Source organism: Pseudoalteromonas sp. AWH4_217 (assembly GCF_056161105.1).
The window spans coordinates 227,804-245,777 of sequence record NZ_JBSWYM010000010.1; the positions used below are offsets into that span (position 1 = coordinate 227,804).

Consider the following 17,974-nt stretch of genomic DNA (forward strand, 5'->3'; position numbering starts at 1 on the left):
GCCTTATATACTATCTACGGTTTTATACCGTGTCGTCTGTGGGTAAACCTATTTTTACATTGGCATTTTCACAAAGTGAACCGCTCAGTGTTTAAACAGGTATATCTAGAGTGTGCCATTTGTGCAACCAGCGCAAGTGGTTTTATAAAAACAAGTAGATGAGCTCCTTTGTGAGCAAGATGGGCAAGTAACTGTGAAAAAGCAAAGACCTGTAAATCTAGATCTTACGACTATATCTATGCCACCTACGGCAAAAGCGTCGATTTTGCACCGTATCACCGGTGTTGCGTTATTCTTCGCATTGACCTTTGTCATTTGGGCGTGGTCTGAGTCTCTTTCTTCTCCTGAAGGGTTTGAATTTGTTAAAGAGCTAATGACTGGCTTTATTGCAAAATTCATTGCGTGGGGCACCCTGACTGTATTGTCTTACCACATCATTGGTGGCGTACGTCACATGATCCAAGACATGGGTCACTGGGAAGAATTAGAATCGGGCAACACCAGTGCAAAAATCGCATTGGCGCTGTGGGTAATCGTAGCCATCCTGGCAGGAGTGTGGATATGGTCTTAAATCAAGCAACTCTGAAGCGCGACGGTGTGCAAGACTATGTGTCATTGCGCGCGACTGCACTAATCATCCTGGCTTATTCGGTATTTATCGTTGGCTATTTTCTGCTAACGCCCGAAATCAGCTATGAAGCCTGGACAGGTTTATTCTCAAACCTGGCCGTTAAAGCGGCAACTTTCATCACACTGGTATGCATCATGGTCCACACTCGCATTGGTTTGTGGCAGGTTCTGACGGACTACGTTAAGTGTTCAACGATGCGTTCTGTGCTGGGCTTTGTACTTAATCTGATGGCACTGGCGTATGTTGCTGTTGGCCTGTTTGTATTGTGGGGTGTTTAAGTGAAATATAATGTTCGTGAATTTGACGCTGTTGTAGTTGGCGCCGGTGGTGCTGGCATGCGTGCAGCGCTTGCGATTTCTGAGTCAGGCAAAACTTGTGCATTGATCTCTAAAGTATTCCCGACACGTTCTCATACGGTATCTGCACAGGGTGGTATCACAGTTGCGCTGGGTAACTCCCACGAAGACAACTGGGAATGGCACATGTACGACACGGTAAAGGGTTCTGATTACATTGGTGACCAGGATGCCATCGAGTACATGACCAAAACGGGTCCTGAGGCAATCACTGAACTTGAAAACATGGGCCTGCCTTTCTCTCGTTTCGAGAACGGCCGTGTTTATCAGCGTCCTTTCGGTGGTCAGTCTAAGAATTTCGGTGGTGAGCAGGCTGCACGTACGGCAGCAGCGGCAGACCGTACAGGTCACGCATTGCTACACTGCTTGTACCAGCAAAACGTTAAGAACAAAACTAACGTTTTCTCTGAGTGGTACGCACTTGATTTGGTTAAAAACGACAAAGGCGACGTAGTCGGTGTAACTGCAATCGACATCGAAAGCGGCGAAGTTGTTTACTTCAAGTCTAAAGCGGTTGTTTTGGCAACCGGTGGTGCAGGTCGTATCTACGCATCAACTACTAACGCACACATTAACACTGGTGACGGTGTTGGTATGGCGGTTCGTGCTGGCATCTCTATGCAGGACATGGAAATGTGGCAGTTCCACCCAACCGGTATCGCGGGTGCGGGTACGCTGGTAACTGAAGGTTGTCGTGGTGAAGGTGGTTACCTTCTCAATAAAGACGGCGAGCGTTTCATGGAACGTTATGCGCCTAACGCGAAAGACCTTGCGGGTCGTGACGTTGTTGCGCGTGCAATGATGACCGAAATCCGTGAAGGCCGTGGTTGTGAAGGCCCTTGGGGTACTCACATTAAGCTTAAGCTTGACCACCTTGGTGAAGAAATGCTTAACCTGCGTCTGCCTGGCGTATGTGACCTGTCTAAGACATTTGCTCACGTTGACCCAGCTAAAGAGCCAATTCCGGTTATCCCAACCTGTCACTACATGATGGGTGGTGTACCGACCAACGTAAATGGTCAGGTACTGAACGTGAATGAAAACGGCGAAGAGCGCATCATTGAAGGTCTGTTCGCGGTAGGTGAAATTGCGTGTGTATCTGTACACGGTGCAAACCGTCTGGGTGGTAACTCACTGCTTGACCTGGTGGTATTCGGTCGTGCGGCAGGTAACTTCCTGGGTACTTACCTGCAAGGCTTCGAGTCTACAGGTGATGCATCTTCTGATGACGTTGAGCAGGCATTTGCACGCTTCAACCGTTGGGAGTCTTCAGAGAAAGGCAAAGGCGAAGATCCGGTTCAGATCAAGAAAGATCTACAAGAATGTATGCAGCTTAACTTCTCGGTATTCCGTGAAGGTGACGCGATGGCAGACGGCCTTAAAGAACTTAAAGAGATCCGTGAGCGTCTTAAGTTTGCGCGTCTTGACGACAAGTCTACTGAGTTCAACACCCAGCGTATCGAGTGCTTAGAGCTTGATAACCTGATGGAAACAGCTTATTCAACAGCCGTTGCAGCTAACTTCCGTACAGAAAGCCGTGGTGCGCACTCGCGCTTTGACTTCCCTGAGCGTGACGATGAGAACTGGCTGTGCCACTCTCTGCATCACCCAGAGTCAGACACGATGACTAAGCGTGAAGTAAACTTTGCGCCTAAGACTCGTGAAGCATTCCCACCGAAAGCACGTACATACTAGGAGCTAAGCGATGGCAACTTTAGAATTATCTGTTTATCGTTACAACCCTGACGTAGATTCAGCACCTCGTATGCAAGATTACAAGCTGGAGGTTGAAGAAGGTCGTGACATGATGGTGCTAGATGCACTGTTAATGTTGAAAGAACAAGATCCAACACTGTCTTTCCGTCGTTCATGCCGTGAAGGTGTGTGTGGTTCAGATGGTGTAAACATGAATGGCAAGAACGGTCTGGCTTGTATTACACCTTTATCTGCACTGCAAAAAGGTGGTAAAGGCAAGATCATCGTTCGTCCATTACCGGGTCTGCCAGTTATCCGTGACCTGGTTATCGACATGAGCCAGTTCTACACACAATACGAGAAGGTAAAACCTTACCTGATCAACGACAAGCCAACCGGCGGTGAAGAGCGTCTTCAAAGCATTGAAGAGCGTGACAAGCTGGATGGCCTGTACGAGTGTATTCTGTGTGCATGTTGTTCAACGTCATGTCCGTCGTTCTGGTGGAACCCAGATAAATTTATCGGTCCTGCGGGCCTTCTTCACGCGTATCGCTTCCTGGCTGACAGCCGTGATACAGCGACAGAAGAGCGTCTGGCTGACCTTGATGACGCGTTCAGCGTCTTCCGCTGTCACAGTATCATGAACTGTGTAAGCGTTTGTCCGAAAGGCTTGAATCCTACTAAGGCGATCGGACACATTAAATCTATGTTGTTAAATCGTTCGGTTTAATACATATTTAAATCTACAGATGGCATGCTCAGCATGCCATCTTGTTTTCGTTTAAGTTTCTGCGCTAGAAAAAGGGCTAATAAATGCACGAAGGTGTGATGAAGGCATGGCTGGAATCTTCGCACTTATACGGCGGCAACGTTGCATATGTTGAAGATTTATATGAGGCGTATCTTGATGATGCGGCTTCAGTGCCAGAAGAATGGCGAGAAGTGTTTGATCAACTGCCAAAGGTAGAAGGCGTTGACGTTGATGTTAAGCATTCGGAGATCAAATCTCAGTTTGCTGACCTTGCTAAAAACAAACACAGAGAAGTAATCGTTTCTGCAGAAGGTGCGGCAGATGCAAAACAGGTTCGTGTTTTGCAGCTTATTAATGCATTCAGATTCAGAGGTCACCAAAACGCAAACCTGGATCCTTTGGGTCTATGGCAGCGTGATCGAGTTCGCGAACTCGACCTGGCCTACCATGATTTAGATAATGCCGACCTGGAAAAAGAATATAACGTTGGCTCTTTTGCTTCAGGCCAAGAGACAATGAAGTTAAAAGACTTATACAACGCACTGAAAACCACTTACTGTGGTTCTGTTGGTGCCGAGTATATGCACATTACTTCAACAGAAGAAAAACGTTGGTTACAGCAACGCATCGAATCTACCTTCGCTCAGCCTAAATTCAACAAAGAAACTAAGCTTCGCATTCTAAAAGGCCTGACCGCTGCTGATGGTCTGGAAAAATACTTAGGTGCTAAATTCCCAGGCGCAAAACGTTTCTCGCTGGAAGGCGGTGATGCACTGGTTCCTATGCTGAAAGAGCTGGTACATCGTGCCGGTGAAAGTGGCCAGGAAGAAGTGGTCATAGGTATGGCACACCGTGGTCGTCTGAACGTATTGGTCAACGTACTGGGTAAAAACCCACAAGTACTGTTCGACGAGTTCGCGGGCAAATACGGCGAATCAGCAGGCTCTGGTGACGTAAAATACCACATGGGTTACTCGTCTGACTTCGCAACGCAGGGCGGCAATGTTCACATGGCACTGGCGTTCAACCCGTCTCACCTTGAGATCGTTAACCCGGTGGTTATGGGCTCGGTACGTGCGCGTCTTGACCGTCTAAACTGTAAGAGCGGTTCTAAAGCACTTCCTATCACTATTCATGGTGACTCAGCCATCGCCGGCCAGGGCGTAGTACAAGAGACATTCAACATGTCTCAGACGCGTGCTTATGGTGTGGGTGGTTCAATCCGCATCGTGGTGAACAACCAGGTTGGTTTCACTACATCAAACCAGGAAGATACGCGTTCAACTGAGTACTGTACTGATATCGCTAAGATGGTTCAGGCGCCAATTTTCCACGTTAACGCGGATGACCCGGAAGCGGTTGCGTTCGTGACGCAAGTTGCGCTTGATTTCCGTAACAAGTTTAAGCGCGATGTAGTGATCGACCTGGTTTGTTACCGTCGTCATGGCCACAATGAAGCCGACGAGCCGAATGCAACTCAGCCTCTGATGTATCAGAAAATCAAAAAGCACCCGGTACCGCGTCAGATTTATGCTGACAGGCTGGTATCAGAAGGTGTACTGAGCGCAGATGAAGCGAAGACGCTGGCAGATGACTACCGTAACGGTCTGGACAAAGGCCAGATTGTGGTTGAAGAAATTCAGCCTGAGACCAAGCACTCTTCAGACTGGTCTAAGTACGTTGGTCATGACTGGGACACGGCTTACGAGGCAAGTGTTCCGGTTGAGAAGCTTAAAGAGTTGAGCGAAAAAATCTCGACTTACCCGGCTGATCACAAAGCACAGTCGCGCGTTAAGAAAATTTACGACGACCGTAAAACAATGGCCAGTGGCGAAAAGCTACTTGACTGGGGTATGGCAGAAACACTTGCCTACGCAACCTTGGTAGATCAGGGTACAGACATTCGTCTGACTGGTCAGGATTCAGGTCGTGGTACTTTCTTCCACCGTCATGCGGTTGTTCACAACCAGGCTGATGCTTCAACTTACCTGCCGCTGCAAAACGTTCGTGACGATCAGGGTCTGTTTGAAGTATATGACTCAGTATTGTCTGAAGAAGCAGTACTGGCGTTCGAATACGGTTATGCAACTGCTGAGCCAACTTCATTGGTACTGTGGGAAGCACAATTTGGTGACTTCGCTAACGGTGCCCAGGTAGTATTCGACCAATTCCTGAGCTCAGGTGAACAAAAGTGGGGCCGTCTGTGTGGTCTGACTTTATTACTGCCACACGGTTACGAAGGTCAGGGTCCTGAGCACAGCTCGGCGCGTCTTGAGCGTTACCTGCAACTGTGTGCAGACCACAACATGCAAGTGTGTGTACCAAGTACGCCTGCACAGGTTTATGCCATGTTACGTCGTCAATCAGTACGTCCTCTGCGTCGTCCACTGATTGTAATGACACCTAAATCTTTACTTCGTCATCCTCTGGCTGTCTCTAGCCTGGAAGAGTTGTCTGAAGGTGTTTTCCACAACATGATCGACGAGATTGATGATATCAATCCTGAAAACGTCGAGCGCGTTGTGTTCTGTAGCGGTAAAGTGTACTACGAATTGCTACAGGAGCGTCGCAAGCAAGAGCTGAATAACGTCGCTATCGTTCGTGTGGAGCAGCTATATCCGTTCCCGCACAAAGAGATGGACGAAATCATGGCTCGCTACCAGCACGTTAAAGACTTCGTATGGTGTCAGGAAGAGCCTCAAAACCAAGGTGCCTGGTACTGTTCACAACACCATTTCTGGGAAGCTATCCCAAGTGGTGCGAAGTTGACTTACGCCGGTCGTAAAGCTGCAGCAGCGCCTGCATGTGGCTATATGTCGACCCATACAAAAGAACAAAATGCGTTGATTGCTGACGCTTTAACTATTAAGAAATAAGGAATTAGAGATGACGACCGAAATTAAGGTTCCTGTTCTTCCTGAATCTGTTGCGGATGCAACAGTGGCCACATGGCACGTAAGCGTTGGTGACAAAGTAAGCCGTGACCAAAACCTGGTAGATATCGAAACTGACAAAGTAGTTTTAGAAGTCGTTGCACCTGAAGACGGTGTTATTGTCGCTATCTCTGAAGAAGAGGGCGCAACGGTTCTTGGTGAGCAAGTTATCGCACAGCTGGGCGCGTCAGATGCCGCTCCAGCGCAATCAAATGAACAAACAGCAGCGCCAGCAGCGGCGCCAGCAGCAGAAGGTAAAGAAGTGGACATTAAAGTACCTGTACTTCCTGAATCAGTAGCAGACGCTACAGTTGCAACTTGGCATGTACAACCTGGTGAAGCGGTAAGCCGCGACCAAAACCTGGTAGACATCGAAACAGACAAAGTTGTGCTTGAAGTTGTTGCACCTGAAGACGGTGTAATGGGCGAGCAACTGCACGCAGAAGGTGAAACCGTTCTGGGTGAGCAAGTAATTGGTAAACTGGTTGCCGGTGGTGCACCAGCAGCGGCGCCAGCTGCACAGGCAGACGCAGCACCTGCAAGCGATGACAATGCAGACGTGCTAACGCCATCTGTACGTCGTCTGATTGCTGAAAAAGGTCTTGATGCTTCACAAATCAAAGGCACTGGCAAAGGCGGTCGCATCACTAAAGAAGATGTTGATGCATTCCTTAAAGCACCAGCGGCAAAACCGGCAGCTGCGCCAGCGGCAGCAGCTCCTGCGGCACCAATGGGCGACCGTACTCAGAAGCGCGTTCCAATGACTCGTCTGCGTAAGACAATCGCGAACCGCCTGCTTGAAGCGAAGAACTCAACAGCAATGCTGACAACCTTCAACGAAGTAAACATGAAGCCTATCATGGACCTTCGTAAGCAGTACAAAGATGTATTCGAAGAGCGCCACGGTATCCGTCTTGGTTTCATGTCTTTCTACGTGAAAGCGGTTACAGAAGCACTGAAGCGTTTCCCTGAAGTAAACGCGTCTATCGATGGCGATGACATCGTTTACCACAACTACTTCGACATCAGCATTGCGGTATCCACACCTCGTGGTCTGGTAACACCTGTACTACGTGACTGTGACAAACTATCTGTTGCTGAAATCGAAAAAGGTATCCGTGAGCTGGCACTTAAGGGCCGCGATGGTAAGCTGACTGTTGACGACATGACTGGTGGTAACTTCACTATCACTAACGGTGGTGTATTTGGTTCACTACTGTCTACGCCTATCATCAACTTGCCACAGTCTTCAATCCTGGGCATGCACAAAATCCAGGAGCGTCCAATGGCAGTCAATGGCAAGGTTGAGATCTTGCCTATGATGTACCTGGCGCTGTCTTACGATCACCGTCAAATCGATGGTAAAGAGTCGGTTGGCTTCCTGGTTACAATTAAGGAACTTCTTGAAGATCCAACGCGTCTGCTTCTGGACGTTTAATCATCTAGATTAAAGATTAAGCTGTATGTGAGCATAATGTCCGCATACAGCTTTTTTTTTGCGCCATTAGTCTTACTGGGGTTTTCATACAAGGCCTTGAGATCTATACTATGGGCGCAATTTGGGATAGCTGATTATTTGCATAAATATTCAGCTTTTTTAGTATAAAAAATTGGATAAAGCATCATGAATTTGCATGAGTATCAGGCAAAACAACTTTTTGCCGAATATGGTTTACCTGTATCAGATGGTTACGCTTGTGACACGCCTCAAGAGGCTGTAGAAGCTGCTGGTAAAATCGGTGGTGACAAGTGGGTTGTAAAATGTCAAGTACACGCTGGCGGCCGTGGTAAAGCGGGCGGTGTAAAACTGGCAGACAGCAAAGACGAGATCCGCGCATTTGCTGAAAACTGGTTAGGCAAAAACCTGGTAACCTACCAAACTGACGAGAAAGGTCAGCCAGTTGCTAAAATCTTAGTAGAAAGCTGCACTGATATTGCAAATGAGCTATACCTGGGTGCTGTTGTTGACCGTGCTTCACGTAAAATCGTGTTCATGGCATCAACTGAAGGTGGTGTTGAGATCGAAGAAGTTGCTCACAACACACCAGAACTAATTCACAAAGCTGAGATCGATCCATTAGTCGGTCCTCAGGCTTACCAAGGTCGTGAGCTTGCGTTCAAACTAAATCTGAACCCAACTCAAGTTAAGCAGTTCACTAAGATCTTCATGGGTCTTGCTGACATGTTCATCAACCACGACTTTGCACTACTAGAGATCAACCCTCTGGTAATCACTGACGAAGGCAACCTGCACTGTCTTGACGGCAAGATCGGTGTAGACGGCAACGCATTGTTCCGTCAGCCTAAGATCCGTGAATTCCACGATCCTTCACAAGAAGACGCGCGTGAAGCTCACGCAGCAAGCTTCGAGCTGAACTACGTTGCGCTAGACGGTAACGTAGGTTGTATGGTTAACGGTGCTGGCCTGGCGATGGGTACTATGGACATCGTAAACCTGCACGGCGGTAAGCCAGCTAACTTCCTTGACGTAGGTGGCGGCGCGACTAAAGAGCGTGTATCTGAAGCGTTCAAGATCATCCTGTCTGATGACAACGTTAAAGCTGTACTAGTTAACATCTTCGGCGGTATCGTTCGTTGTGACATGATCGCAGAAGGTATCATCGGTGCGGTTAAAGAAGTTGGCGTAAACGTACCAGTAGTTGTACGTCTTGAAGGTACTAATGCTGAAGCGGGTCGTGAAGTACTAGCTAACTCTGGCCTTGACATCATTGCAGCTGAGTCTCTAACTGACGCTGCTGAGAAAGTAGTTGCTGCTGCGGAGGGCAAATAATGTCTGTACTAATTAACAAAGATACTAAAGTAATCTGTCAGGGTTTCACTGGTGGTCAGGGTACTTTCCACTCTGAGCAAGCTATCCAGTACGGTACGCAAATGGTTGGTGGTGTTTCTCCTGGTAAAGGCGGCACAACTCACCTTGGTCTGCCAGTATTCAACACTGTACGTGAAGCGGTAGAGTCTACTGGTGCAACTGCATCTGTAATCTACGTACCAGCTGCTTTCTGTAAAGACGCTATCCTTGAAGCGATCGACGCAGGTATCGAGCTTATCGTATGTATCACTGAAGGCATCCCTACACTAGATATGGTTGATGTTAAAGTGAAGCTGGAAGAAACTGGCGTTCGCATGATTGGTCCTAACTGTCCTGGTGTTATCACTCCGGGCGAGTGTAAGATCGGTATCATGCCTGGTCACATCCACCTTCCTGGTAAAGTAGGCATCGTATCTCGTTCAGGTACTTTGACTTATGAAGCGGTTAAGCAAACTACTGACGCTGGCTTCGGTCAGTCTACTTGTGTAGGTATCGGTGGTGACCCAATCCCAGGCACTAACTTCATCGACGTACTGGAAATGTTCCAGAACGATCCTAAGACTGAAGCAATCGTAATGATTGGTGAAATCGGTGGTACGGCTGAAGAAGAAGCGGCAGAATACATCAAGCACAACGTGACTAAACCAGTTGTTTCTTACATTGCAGGTGTTACAGCGCCTCCAGGTAAGCGTATGGGTCACGCTGGTGCAATCATCGCAGGCGGTAAAGGTACAGCTGACGAGAAGTTCGCTGCACTTGAAGCTGCTGGCGTTAAGACCGTTCGCTCACTGGCTGAGATCGGTTCTGCACTAAAAGAAAAAGCAGGCTGGTAATCACTTTACCTGTACTGTAAAAAAGGCGCCTCAGGGCGCCTTTTTTGATCCTGCTATCATATCCTCTAAGCCGTTAACCTCGATGATGAATACTTGAGAATCTTGCCTGTTGGGGGGGATTTTCGGGTTAGCCAGCAACTATTTTGGCAAGTGTGTAGGTCGTTAGCGGGGAGGTTGCATTCATCAAGAGATAAACATGTGTGGTTTATGGGGAATGTGTTGAATGTGAGTGAAGCGGGGGAGAGGGCCCCCGCTGAAGAAGCTTAATCCTGATAGCTAATGTGCTGGAAGAAGCGCACAATAACGTCTTGCTTCTCAGGGTTAATAGGCAGCTTGCCGGTTAAACGACGGATCATGGTTTCGGCGTTGTTCATAAACTTGCCGTAGCCCACGTCTTTTTTATCTTTGTCGCTGGCAACCACCACAAAGTGCATGGTATCGCACAGGTGTTCGCCTTCCCAGATAGAACGGACCTGACCATCCGGCGCAGATGTATCAAAGCTCAGCTTTTGCAACTCACGATTGGCGTCTGACTTATCAATTTGACTGCTTCTGACCAACGGCTGACGGCCATCGGCAACAAAGCCAACATGGGTCAGTTGCAGCTGATCGCACAAAGTTAAAAAGCTGTCTTCAATGCTACGATAAAACTGAGTGTAATCTCCAGGGCGCATCTGACTTTGATACTCGGTCTTGATAGCGCGGGTAATCGGGATAGAGAAAGACACATAGCTCATCTCAGAGTGCTGCTCTGGCAATGTGCAGTTGCGAGCCTGATAGCGTGGATATAGGCTACGCAGTTTATAGCCGTAACTTTCTCTGTGGCCTTTTACTTTAGCGAAAATGTCATAGGTCAGATGCTGATGGTCACGCACTTTATAAGACAAGCCTTGCTGCTCGTATTGTTCTTTCAGATCGTCTAGCGCCTTTTTCACTTTGCTGTGGAAACTGGCGGCATTGGCACGCAGCTCATCGCCGGTGGCCAGGAACAATAAGCGAATTTTACGGGCTTTATGGCTCGCCTCATAATGTATCTTGTGACCTTCGTGATACTTTGGATTGTAAAAAAACAGGATCTGCTTATCCGTTTGCAGGCTGTGTGCTTCGTCGTGATAGCGCACGATGGGCAGCTTGTCGTTAGCAATGACGTGAACGTTAAATAATTCGTGCTCGTCGCAGATGGCAAACAACTTTCGGGCCAGGCGTTGGTAGCAGCTTTCCACATCATCAAAGCAATCGAAGAATGCGTCACTGGGTTTGAACTCAGCCAGAATGTAATGGTTGTTACGTGCGTTCGTTGGAATATAAACGCGGTGAAGATTCATTGATGCCATAGGTTTTTCCTTGCGATACCTCTGTTGTTGACGCCTATGATAGAGCGAGCATGTGACGAATATATTGCGCTAGAACAAAATTTGTCATAAAAATGACGCGTCTTTTTGCCTTTGATTTGGCTGTTTTATGCCCAGGTTTACACAATTGCGAGGTAAATCTGTTTTCGCCTTAGTTTTACGCTGTTCGTTGCGCTAACTTTTTGTAATAATGCCTCAGTTAACTGGTACTAAATTTTCAGAGGAATGAGTTCCTATGGCGGAAGCAGAAAATCGCCCAACAAATTTTATAACAAATATCATTGATGCGGATTTGGCCAGCGGTAAGCATGGCGGTACGCACACGCGCTTTCCACCAGAGCCGAACGGCTACTTACATATAGGCCATGCTAAGTCTATTTGTCTGAACTTTGGCATCGCCCGCGATTACCAGGGTCTGTGTAACTTGCGCTTTGACGATACGAATCCGGAAAAAGAAGATCTGGATTACGTAAACTCAATCAAAGAAGACGTGCAGTGGCTGGGTTTTAACTGGGATGGTGAGATCTGCTATTCGTCTAACTATTTCGACAAGCTATACGAGTATGCGGTTGAGCTGATCAACAAAGGCCTTGCCTACGTGTGTTTCCTGTCGCCAGAGCAGGCGCGTGAATACCGTGGCACGCTCACTGAGCCGGGTAAAAACAGCCCGTACCGCGATACCTCACCAGAAGAAAACCTGGCGTTGTTCGAAAAAATGAAGAACGGCGAGTTCAAAGAAGGCGAGTGTGTACTGCGTGCTAAGATAGACATGGCCAGCTCTTTCATGGTACTGCGCGACCCTATCATTTATCGTATTCGTTTTGCTCACCATCACCAGACCGGTGACAAGTGGTGCATTTACCCAATGTACGACTTTACTCACTGTATTTCGGATGCACTGGAAGGGATCACCCATTCACTGTGTACGCTGGAGTTCCAGGATAACCGTCGTTTGTACGACTGGGTACTGGACAACATCAGTATTGAGTGTCATCCACAACAGATCGAATTTTCTCGTCTGAATCTGGAATACACCGTGATGTCAAAGCGTAAGCTGAATGACCTGGTGGTGAACGGTCAGGTAGAGGGCTGGGACGATCCGCGCATGCCAACTATTGCCGGATTGCGTCGTCGTGGTTATACCCCTGCGTCTATCCGTGAATTCTGTAAGCGCATTGGTATTACCAAGCAAGACAACATGGTTGAAATGGGCATGCTGGAAGCCTGTATCCGTGACGACCTGAATGAAAACGCACCGCGTGCAATGGCAGTACTTGATCCGGTTAAAATCGTGATTGAAAACTATGACGCCGAGCAGGTAGAGATGCTTGACGCGCCTAACCATCCGACATTGGAAATGGGCTCACGTCAGTTGCCATTTACTCGCGAAATCTACATTGAACGTGATGACTTCCGAGTGGAAGCGAACAAGAAGTTTAAGCGTTTGGTACTGGGCAAAGAGGTACGTTTGCGTAATGCCTATGTGATTAAAGCCGAGCGCGTTGAAGAAGACGATGCGGGTAACATCACTACGATTTACTGTACATACGACGCCGATACTTTAGGTAAAAACCCGGCTGATGGTCGTAAAGTGAAAGGCGTTATCCACTGGGTATCAGCAAGCCACTGCATTGACGCAGAAGTACGTCAGTACGATCGTTTGTTCAATGTACCAAACCCGGCAGCGGCGGAAGACTTCGCGACTACGCTGAATCCAGAGTCACTGGAAATCATCGCCAATGCTAAGCTGGAGCCGTCTCTGGCAGACGCTGCACCAGAGCAGGGTTTCCAGTTCGAGCGTTTGGGTTACTACTGTCGTGATAACAAGCGCGACACATTGACCTTCAACCAAACAGTTGGTCTGCGTGATTCCTGGGCAAAAATTGAAAACGCCTAACACGCACAATAAATAAAAAGGTCGGCTTATGTCGGCCTTTTTTAATTAGCATGCCCGATCTTCTTAATTGATTTGATAATTTGCATTAGAAACACTGAATACCCGTAAACGGACAGGCACATGACAGAAAAGTCGATCCATAATTTTTACATCAATGAACAGCAGTCGGTGTATTTGCTCTCCCATAAAGACGCAAAAAAACACCGTCAGTGGCTCAACATCTGTCAAAAACAGCTGACTATGCTGGGCTATCATGATGTGGAAGTGATCGGATCCGGCGCATTCGGGTTTGTATTTGCTGGGATCGATGAGCAGGGCAAAGAGTGGGTGTTTAAGTTTTCCCGCATTACCCTGGCGCAGAGTGTACGCGACCGGCTGGAAGACGAAGCCTATATGCTGTCGCAGATTAAAAATCCCATGGTCCCCGAGTTTTACGCTTTTGAACGGGCAAAAAAGCAGGGGATCCTGATGATGGCCCGTGCTAAAGGCCAGGATCTCGAACAATGGTCGCTTAAACGTGGTCGCTTTAAACCTCATGAGCTGGTGCATCTGGCCAATAAACTCAGAAGTGTACTGGTTGATTTACGCGACCGCAAAAATGGCATGTCTCCTCAGCCTGTGGTGCATGGCGATATTAAACCGTCTAATATTGTCTGGGATGAAGCAACAGACAGCTTTTCGCTGGTTGACTGGGGCAGTTCAGTGTATGCGCAGCTGGATGCCCATGGCGAGCCCGTTGCCAGTAATATTATGGATCTTATGTCATCGGACATCAGCAGTACCAATGCCCGGATGGGCGATGTGTATTTTATTGGCGATGAGCAAATGTCGGGCGCGCGCTCTTCGCCGCGCTTTGACGAGCAGGGCGTGGCATCCACTATCTATGCACTGGCCAGCGCTCAGTCCTGCCGTTTTGGTGCCGCTGTAATTCCTGCAACCAGCTTGGGGCTGCCGCAGGCATTTGCCAGAATGATAGATGCAATGCTGAGCAAAGATAAAACCACCCGAGATCAGGCTGGCGACTACTTTATGCGTAACATGCCGGCCATGGCGCGCATGTATTTGCCCGAACTAAAAACACCGCCTCGCAAGGCCAGCATCCCGTTTTGGTTTAATGAGATCGACGAAGAGCCAGATACGGTGGTTTACAGCTCTCGTAAACAATTTTTACGCCGGGCCGATCATAACCAGCAACTGCTGGATGTGAACGATGCTCAGCTTGACCGCTACTATAAAGAGTTTTTATTCGATACTGGTGACAGTGAGAAAGCGTTTCTGGCATCCATCAGCCGACTGGCAAAATATCCGGTGGTTGGTGGTCTGAGTTTTCACTGGAAAGACGCCTCTTTGTTTGTGGAGTCCAGCCTGGTACTGCACGATGAGTCTTTGCAAAGTGCCTTTACTGACGCCGTGAATGCCACAGTGATGCTGGCTCAAGGCATAGAGCAGAAGGGCTTGTTTAAATGCTGCCTGTTTGATGCCAGACAAACCATTCAGCTTCAGCGCGACGGTACCGGCGCGTTTATTTTTGACCACGTCCCTGAGCTGCAGTACACCGTATCGGACATTGGCACCAGTGAGATCGCACGGCCGCACTCTTATTTTGAAGATGGCAAAGACCCAGACGAGCAACTGCAATTACCACGACAGATAGTGCAGTGTGTATTTGAGCTTAACCAGATCCACCATACCGGTTGTATCATCTTTGAATCGCTCAACGACCGCCTTAAAATCCACCATTACTATTGCCTGCTAGATGCCAGTAAAGAGCGGGAGTTTAAAACTCTGCTGACCCGCATTATGCAATACGCCATGAGCATCCAGGACTTCGGTGTCGCAGGTTTTATGAAACTGCCATACAAAAATACCCGTGAATTTGCATTGTGCGCCCGCCAGCCAGACTATTTTTATCCTAAAGATCCGAAAGCTGCAGGAACTTAAAGCGAATCATCTACGACTAAGATATAACAAAACGCACGTTGCACATCGGCCCATCCTCCGCCAAGATAAATAGCTTACAACCGGAGGGAAACATGGATCAGGAAACACGCCGAGAGCTGCTCAAACTAAGCTGGAGCATGCACGACGAAGTAGAGCAGGCCATTTTACAAGACAGCGCCAAACAGGGCGACGACAACTGGACAGAAAAGCAAAAGCTGCTTTTGGCAGACATGTCGCTGCACCTGCTGCAGACCGCACTCAAACCCAATGGCCTCAGCCAGGAAAAGCTCAAAAATAACCTCAACGCCATTCTTACGCTCAGCGACGACTTCATCGACGAAGTCGACCTGCGCAAAACCGCCGATGCCCTTTATGGGTTGGATAAGTGAACGGACGCTGGTTTTCAAATCAGCATTTAGTCTCTTATCCTGTTTTATGCACTTGCACTTATAAATCATCCCGGACGCGTGCGAGCCGGGATCTACTTAAAATCCGCGCAGCAGTTTCTCGATAAAGACAATCCCGACAAACAGCTCCGTCATCTGGACGCTTGCGAGCCGGGATCTACCCGAACACCACGCAGTAGTTCCTCGATAAAGACGAACCCGACAAGCAGCTTCGTCATCCCGGACGCTTGCGAGCCGGGATCTACTTGAACACCACACAGTTGTACCTCGTTACAGGCAAACCTAACAAACAACTCCGTCATCCCGGACGCGTGCGAGCCGGGATCTACTTGAACACCACACAGCAGTTCCTCGATAAAGGCAAACCCGACAAACAGCTCCGTCATCCCGGATGCATGCGAACCGGGATCTACCCGAACACCACAAAGTAGTTTGTCGATAAAGATAAACCTAACAAACAACTCCGTCATCCCGGACGCGTGCGAGCCGGGATCTACTTGAACACCACACAGCAGTTCCTCGATAAAGGCAAACCCTACAAACAGCTCCGTCATCCCGAACGCATGCGAACCGGGATCTACTTGAACACCACACAGTAGTTTGTCGATAAAGATAAACCCGACAAACAGCTCCGTCATCCCGGACGCGTGCGAGCCGGGATCTACCCGAACACCACACAGTAGTTTCTCGATAAAGACGAACCCGACAAGCAGCTCCGACATCCCGGACGCTTACGAGCTGGGACCTACTTGAATACCACACAGTTGTACCTCGTTACAGGCAAACCTAACAAATAACTCCGTCATCCCGGACGCGTGCGAGCCGGGATCTACTTAAATATAACGCGGTAGTTCCTCGATAAAGACATACCGAACAAGCAATTCCGTCATCCCGGACGCTTGCGAGCCGGGATCTACTTGAATATAACGCGGTAGTTCCTCGATAAAGACATACCTAACAAGCAATTCCGTCATCCCGGACGCATGCGAGCCGGGATCTACTTGAATACCACAAGCAGTTCCTCGATAAAGACGAACCCGACAAACAGCTCCGCCATCCCGTCTCGAAATCACAACACCTTGCCAAATAGGAAAAAAGTGGGTTTAATGATACGCATAAATAATGTTGTTCAGGCAGAGGAAGAGCCACGTTGTAGCGGCCTAAATCACAAACGGTTGACAGCAAAAGTTACTCATCAAAAGCAAATTCCCGAAGCATAAACCACATCAGCCGGATACGGCGTGCAGGTAGCGGCCAAGTTCAACAAGCGACTATGCGTACGCATGAATACTAAAGCGTTATGTTGAAGGTGAAAATTGAGAGCAATATTAGTATTTTTTATATTTTTTATATTTTTTAGTTCGTTTGCTTTCGCTTGCAGGCCTTGTAGTGAGGATGTGAATGTTTATGTGGTTAAGCAAGCAAAACCAGTTTTTGATAAGTCATATTCGTCTACAGAACGAAATGGATATGTAACTTTTCAAGCTGATATTGGGCACTTTAATGTAAGTAACCTTAAAATACTTGAAATATATCCTCAAGATATTCCTCTAAGAGTTGTTGAGGAAATGGTTATAAAAACGCAGTATAAGTTGATTTCTAATAAGCCTGGTCACATTGCTTGTGATTCGAAGTCGCAGGAATTAAGCTTTGTTTTTCGCTTACCGTTAAAAAGTTAACAGGTATGCAAGCTTCAACATAACAAAGTCGTAAACGCGGACAAATAACAGTTGGCTTTATTCGTACCTCACAAATTTTAGCCAACTATTATTAGCCGGTTACAACGGCGTTAGCATCACAAGGAGAGTTCGGTGTCAGAAATATTTATTGTCTTCAGTATATTGGTTTTTTCCTTATTGATTTTTTTCCAAAAAATAGTTGGTTTTTTTATTGAGCCATCCCTAAAACAAGATATTGATGATTTATATATTGCATTTGCTAATGTCAAAATAACGGGCAAGCTAGACGTTGAATTACAGACAAATATAGAGAGCTTGGTTAGTAATAAAAATAAGCTTTCAGGTAAAAACAAACTTCTTGCTTCAGTTGAGTTGTTTGAAAATGCTTTACAGGGGCATTCAGATTTTAAAGAAATAAAGATAGAAAATAGTAAAGTCCATGCGTCAAAATTTGAAAAGCTAGTCCATTTAAAAGTAAAGCTTAAATGCGTTAACTGGTTTTTCTATAAAAGTGAATATGCTTCTATTTTAGCATCAATTTATATTTGGTCTGCAAATGCAATGCGTGCAAAGTAATGCTAACAAGAGACTATGGCGTCAATAACTAAATTTCAGCAATTGGCGCTTCCCACATTGTTCCGTCTCTGAGCATCGAGTTCAAGGTAACGA

15 protein-coding genes are annotated in these 17,974 nt (G+C 47.5%); 13 read left to right on the top strand and 2 right to left on the bottom strand.

Features of this window, described 5'->3' with window-relative positions; genetic code table 11:
- Window positions 1–193: 193 nt before the first annotated feature.
- The 8 genes from sdhC to sucD all read left to right on the top strand — a co-directional run bounded on the left by sdhC (window position 194) and on the right by sucD (window position 10,029).
- Complete coding sequence (gene sdhC, locus ACXAH1_RS14520; RefSeq protein ID WP_082225568.1) at window positions 194–571, top strand: succinate dehydrogenase, cytochrome b556 subunit; 378 nt, start codon at window positions 194–196, stop codon at window positions 569–571.
- Window positions 562–909, top strand: a complete 348-nt coding sequence (sdhD, locus tag ACXAH1_RS14525) for a succinate dehydrogenase, hydrophobic membrane anchor protein (protein ID WP_046003812.1) — start codon at window positions 562–564, stop codon at window positions 907–909. The genes sdhC and sdhD overlap by 10 nt, the downstream gene beginning before the upstream one ends.
- Complete coding sequence (sdhA, locus tag ACXAH1_RS14530) at window positions 910–2,682, top strand: succinate dehydrogenase flavoprotein subunit (protein ID WP_010381483.1); 1,773 nt, start codon at window positions 910–912, stop codon at window positions 2,680–2,682.
- A gap of 10 nt (window positions 2,683–2,692) precedes the next feature.
- A complete protein-coding gene (locus ACXAH1_RS14535; RefSeq protein WP_046003813.1) occupies window positions 2,693–3,412 on the top strand; it encodes a succinate dehydrogenase iron-sulfur subunit in 720 nt (239 codons plus the stop codon).
- Window positions 3,413–3,495: 83 nt separating this feature from the next.
- Window positions 3,496–6,309, top strand: a complete 2,814-nt coding sequence (gene sucA / locus ACXAH1_RS14540; protein ID WP_475197617.1) for a 2-oxoglutarate dehydrogenase E1 component — start codon at window positions 3,496–3,498, stop codon at window positions 6,307–6,309.
- Window positions 6,310–6,319: 10 nt separating this feature from the next.
- The gene (gene odhB / locus ACXAH1_RS14545; protein ID WP_253046314.1) at window positions 6,320–7,804 is read left to right on the top strand and encodes a 2-oxoglutarate dehydrogenase complex dihydrolipoyllysine-residue succinyltransferase; all 1,485 of its coding nucleotides are present in this window, start codon (window positions 6,320–6,322) and stop codon (window positions 7,802–7,804) included.
- A gap of 186 nt (window positions 7,805–7,990) precedes the next feature.
- Window positions 7,991–9,157, top strand: coding sequence for an ADP-forming succinate--CoA ligase subunit beta (gene sucC / locus ACXAH1_RS14550; protein WP_046003816.1), 1,167 nt, complete (start codon window positions 7,991–7,993; stop codon window positions 9,155–9,157).
- The gene (sucD, locus tag ACXAH1_RS14555; RefSeq protein ID WP_010381473.1) at window positions 9,157–10,029 is read left to right on the top strand and encodes a succinate--CoA ligase subunit alpha; all 873 of its coding nucleotides are present in this window, start codon (window positions 9,157–9,159) and stop codon (window positions 10,027–10,029) included. The genes sucC and sucD overlap by 1 nt, the downstream gene beginning before the upstream one ends.
- A gap of 263 nt (window positions 10,030–10,292) precedes the next feature.
- Here the strand turns inward: sucD and ACXAH1_RS14560 are convergent, their stop codons facing one another.
- Window positions 10,293–11,363: a DUF3083 family protein gene (locus ACXAH1_RS14560; RefSeq protein WP_054016892.1), complete on the bottom strand. Its 1,071-nt coding sequence runs from the start codon at window positions 11,361–11,363 to the stop codon at window positions 10,293–10,295.
- A 253-nt stretch (window positions 11,364–11,616) separates the two neighbouring features.
- On the opposite strand from ACXAH1_RS14560, the gene glnS reads away from it, so the two are divergent.
- The 3 genes from glnS (at window position 11,617) to ACXAH1_RS14575 (ending at window position 15,608) form a co-directional block, all read left to right on the top strand.
- On the top strand, window positions 11,617–13,278 hold the full coding sequence (gene glnS / locus ACXAH1_RS14565; RefSeq protein WP_475197620.1) for a glutamine--tRNA ligase: 1,662 nt from the start codon (window positions 11,617–11,619) through the stop codon (window positions 13,276–13,278).
- 120 nt (window positions 13,279–13,398) lie between these two features.
- Window positions 13,399–15,219, top strand: coding sequence for a protein kinase domain-containing protein (locus tag ACXAH1_RS14570; protein WP_475197622.1), 1,821 nt, complete (start codon window positions 13,399–13,401; stop codon window positions 15,217–15,219).
- A gap of 92 nt (window positions 15,220–15,311) precedes the next feature.
- Window positions 15,312–15,608: a hypothetical protein gene (locus tag ACXAH1_RS14575; protein WP_138546745.1), complete on the top strand. Its 297-nt coding sequence runs from the start codon at window positions 15,312–15,314 to the stop codon at window positions 15,606–15,608.
- A gap of 149 nt (window positions 15,609–15,757) precedes the next feature.
- Here ACXAH1_RS14575 and ACXAH1_RS14580 read toward each other — a convergent pair whose 3' ends face one another.
- Window positions 15,758–16,096 (bottom strand): hypothetical protein, encoded by a 339-nt coding sequence (locus tag ACXAH1_RS14580; RefSeq protein ID WP_475197624.1) that lies wholly within the window; start codon window positions 16,094–16,096, stop codon window positions 15,758–15,760.
- Between the two features lie 846 nt (window positions 16,097–16,942).
- On the opposite strand from ACXAH1_RS14580, the gene ACXAH1_RS14585 reads away from it, so the two are divergent.
- Window positions 16,943–17,305: a hypothetical protein gene (locus ACXAH1_RS14585; RefSeq protein WP_475197627.1), complete on the top strand. Its 363-nt coding sequence runs from the start codon at window positions 16,943–16,945 to the stop codon at window positions 17,303–17,305.
- Window positions 17,306–17,437: 132 nt separating this feature from the next.
- Window positions 17,438–17,881 carry a hypothetical protein gene (locus ACXAH1_RS14590; protein WP_475197629.1) on the top strand — a complete coding sequence of 148 codons (444 nt, stop codon included), beginning with the start codon at window positions 17,438–17,440 and terminating at the stop codon, window positions 17,879–17,881.
- Window positions 17,882–17,974 lie beyond the last annotated feature (93 nt).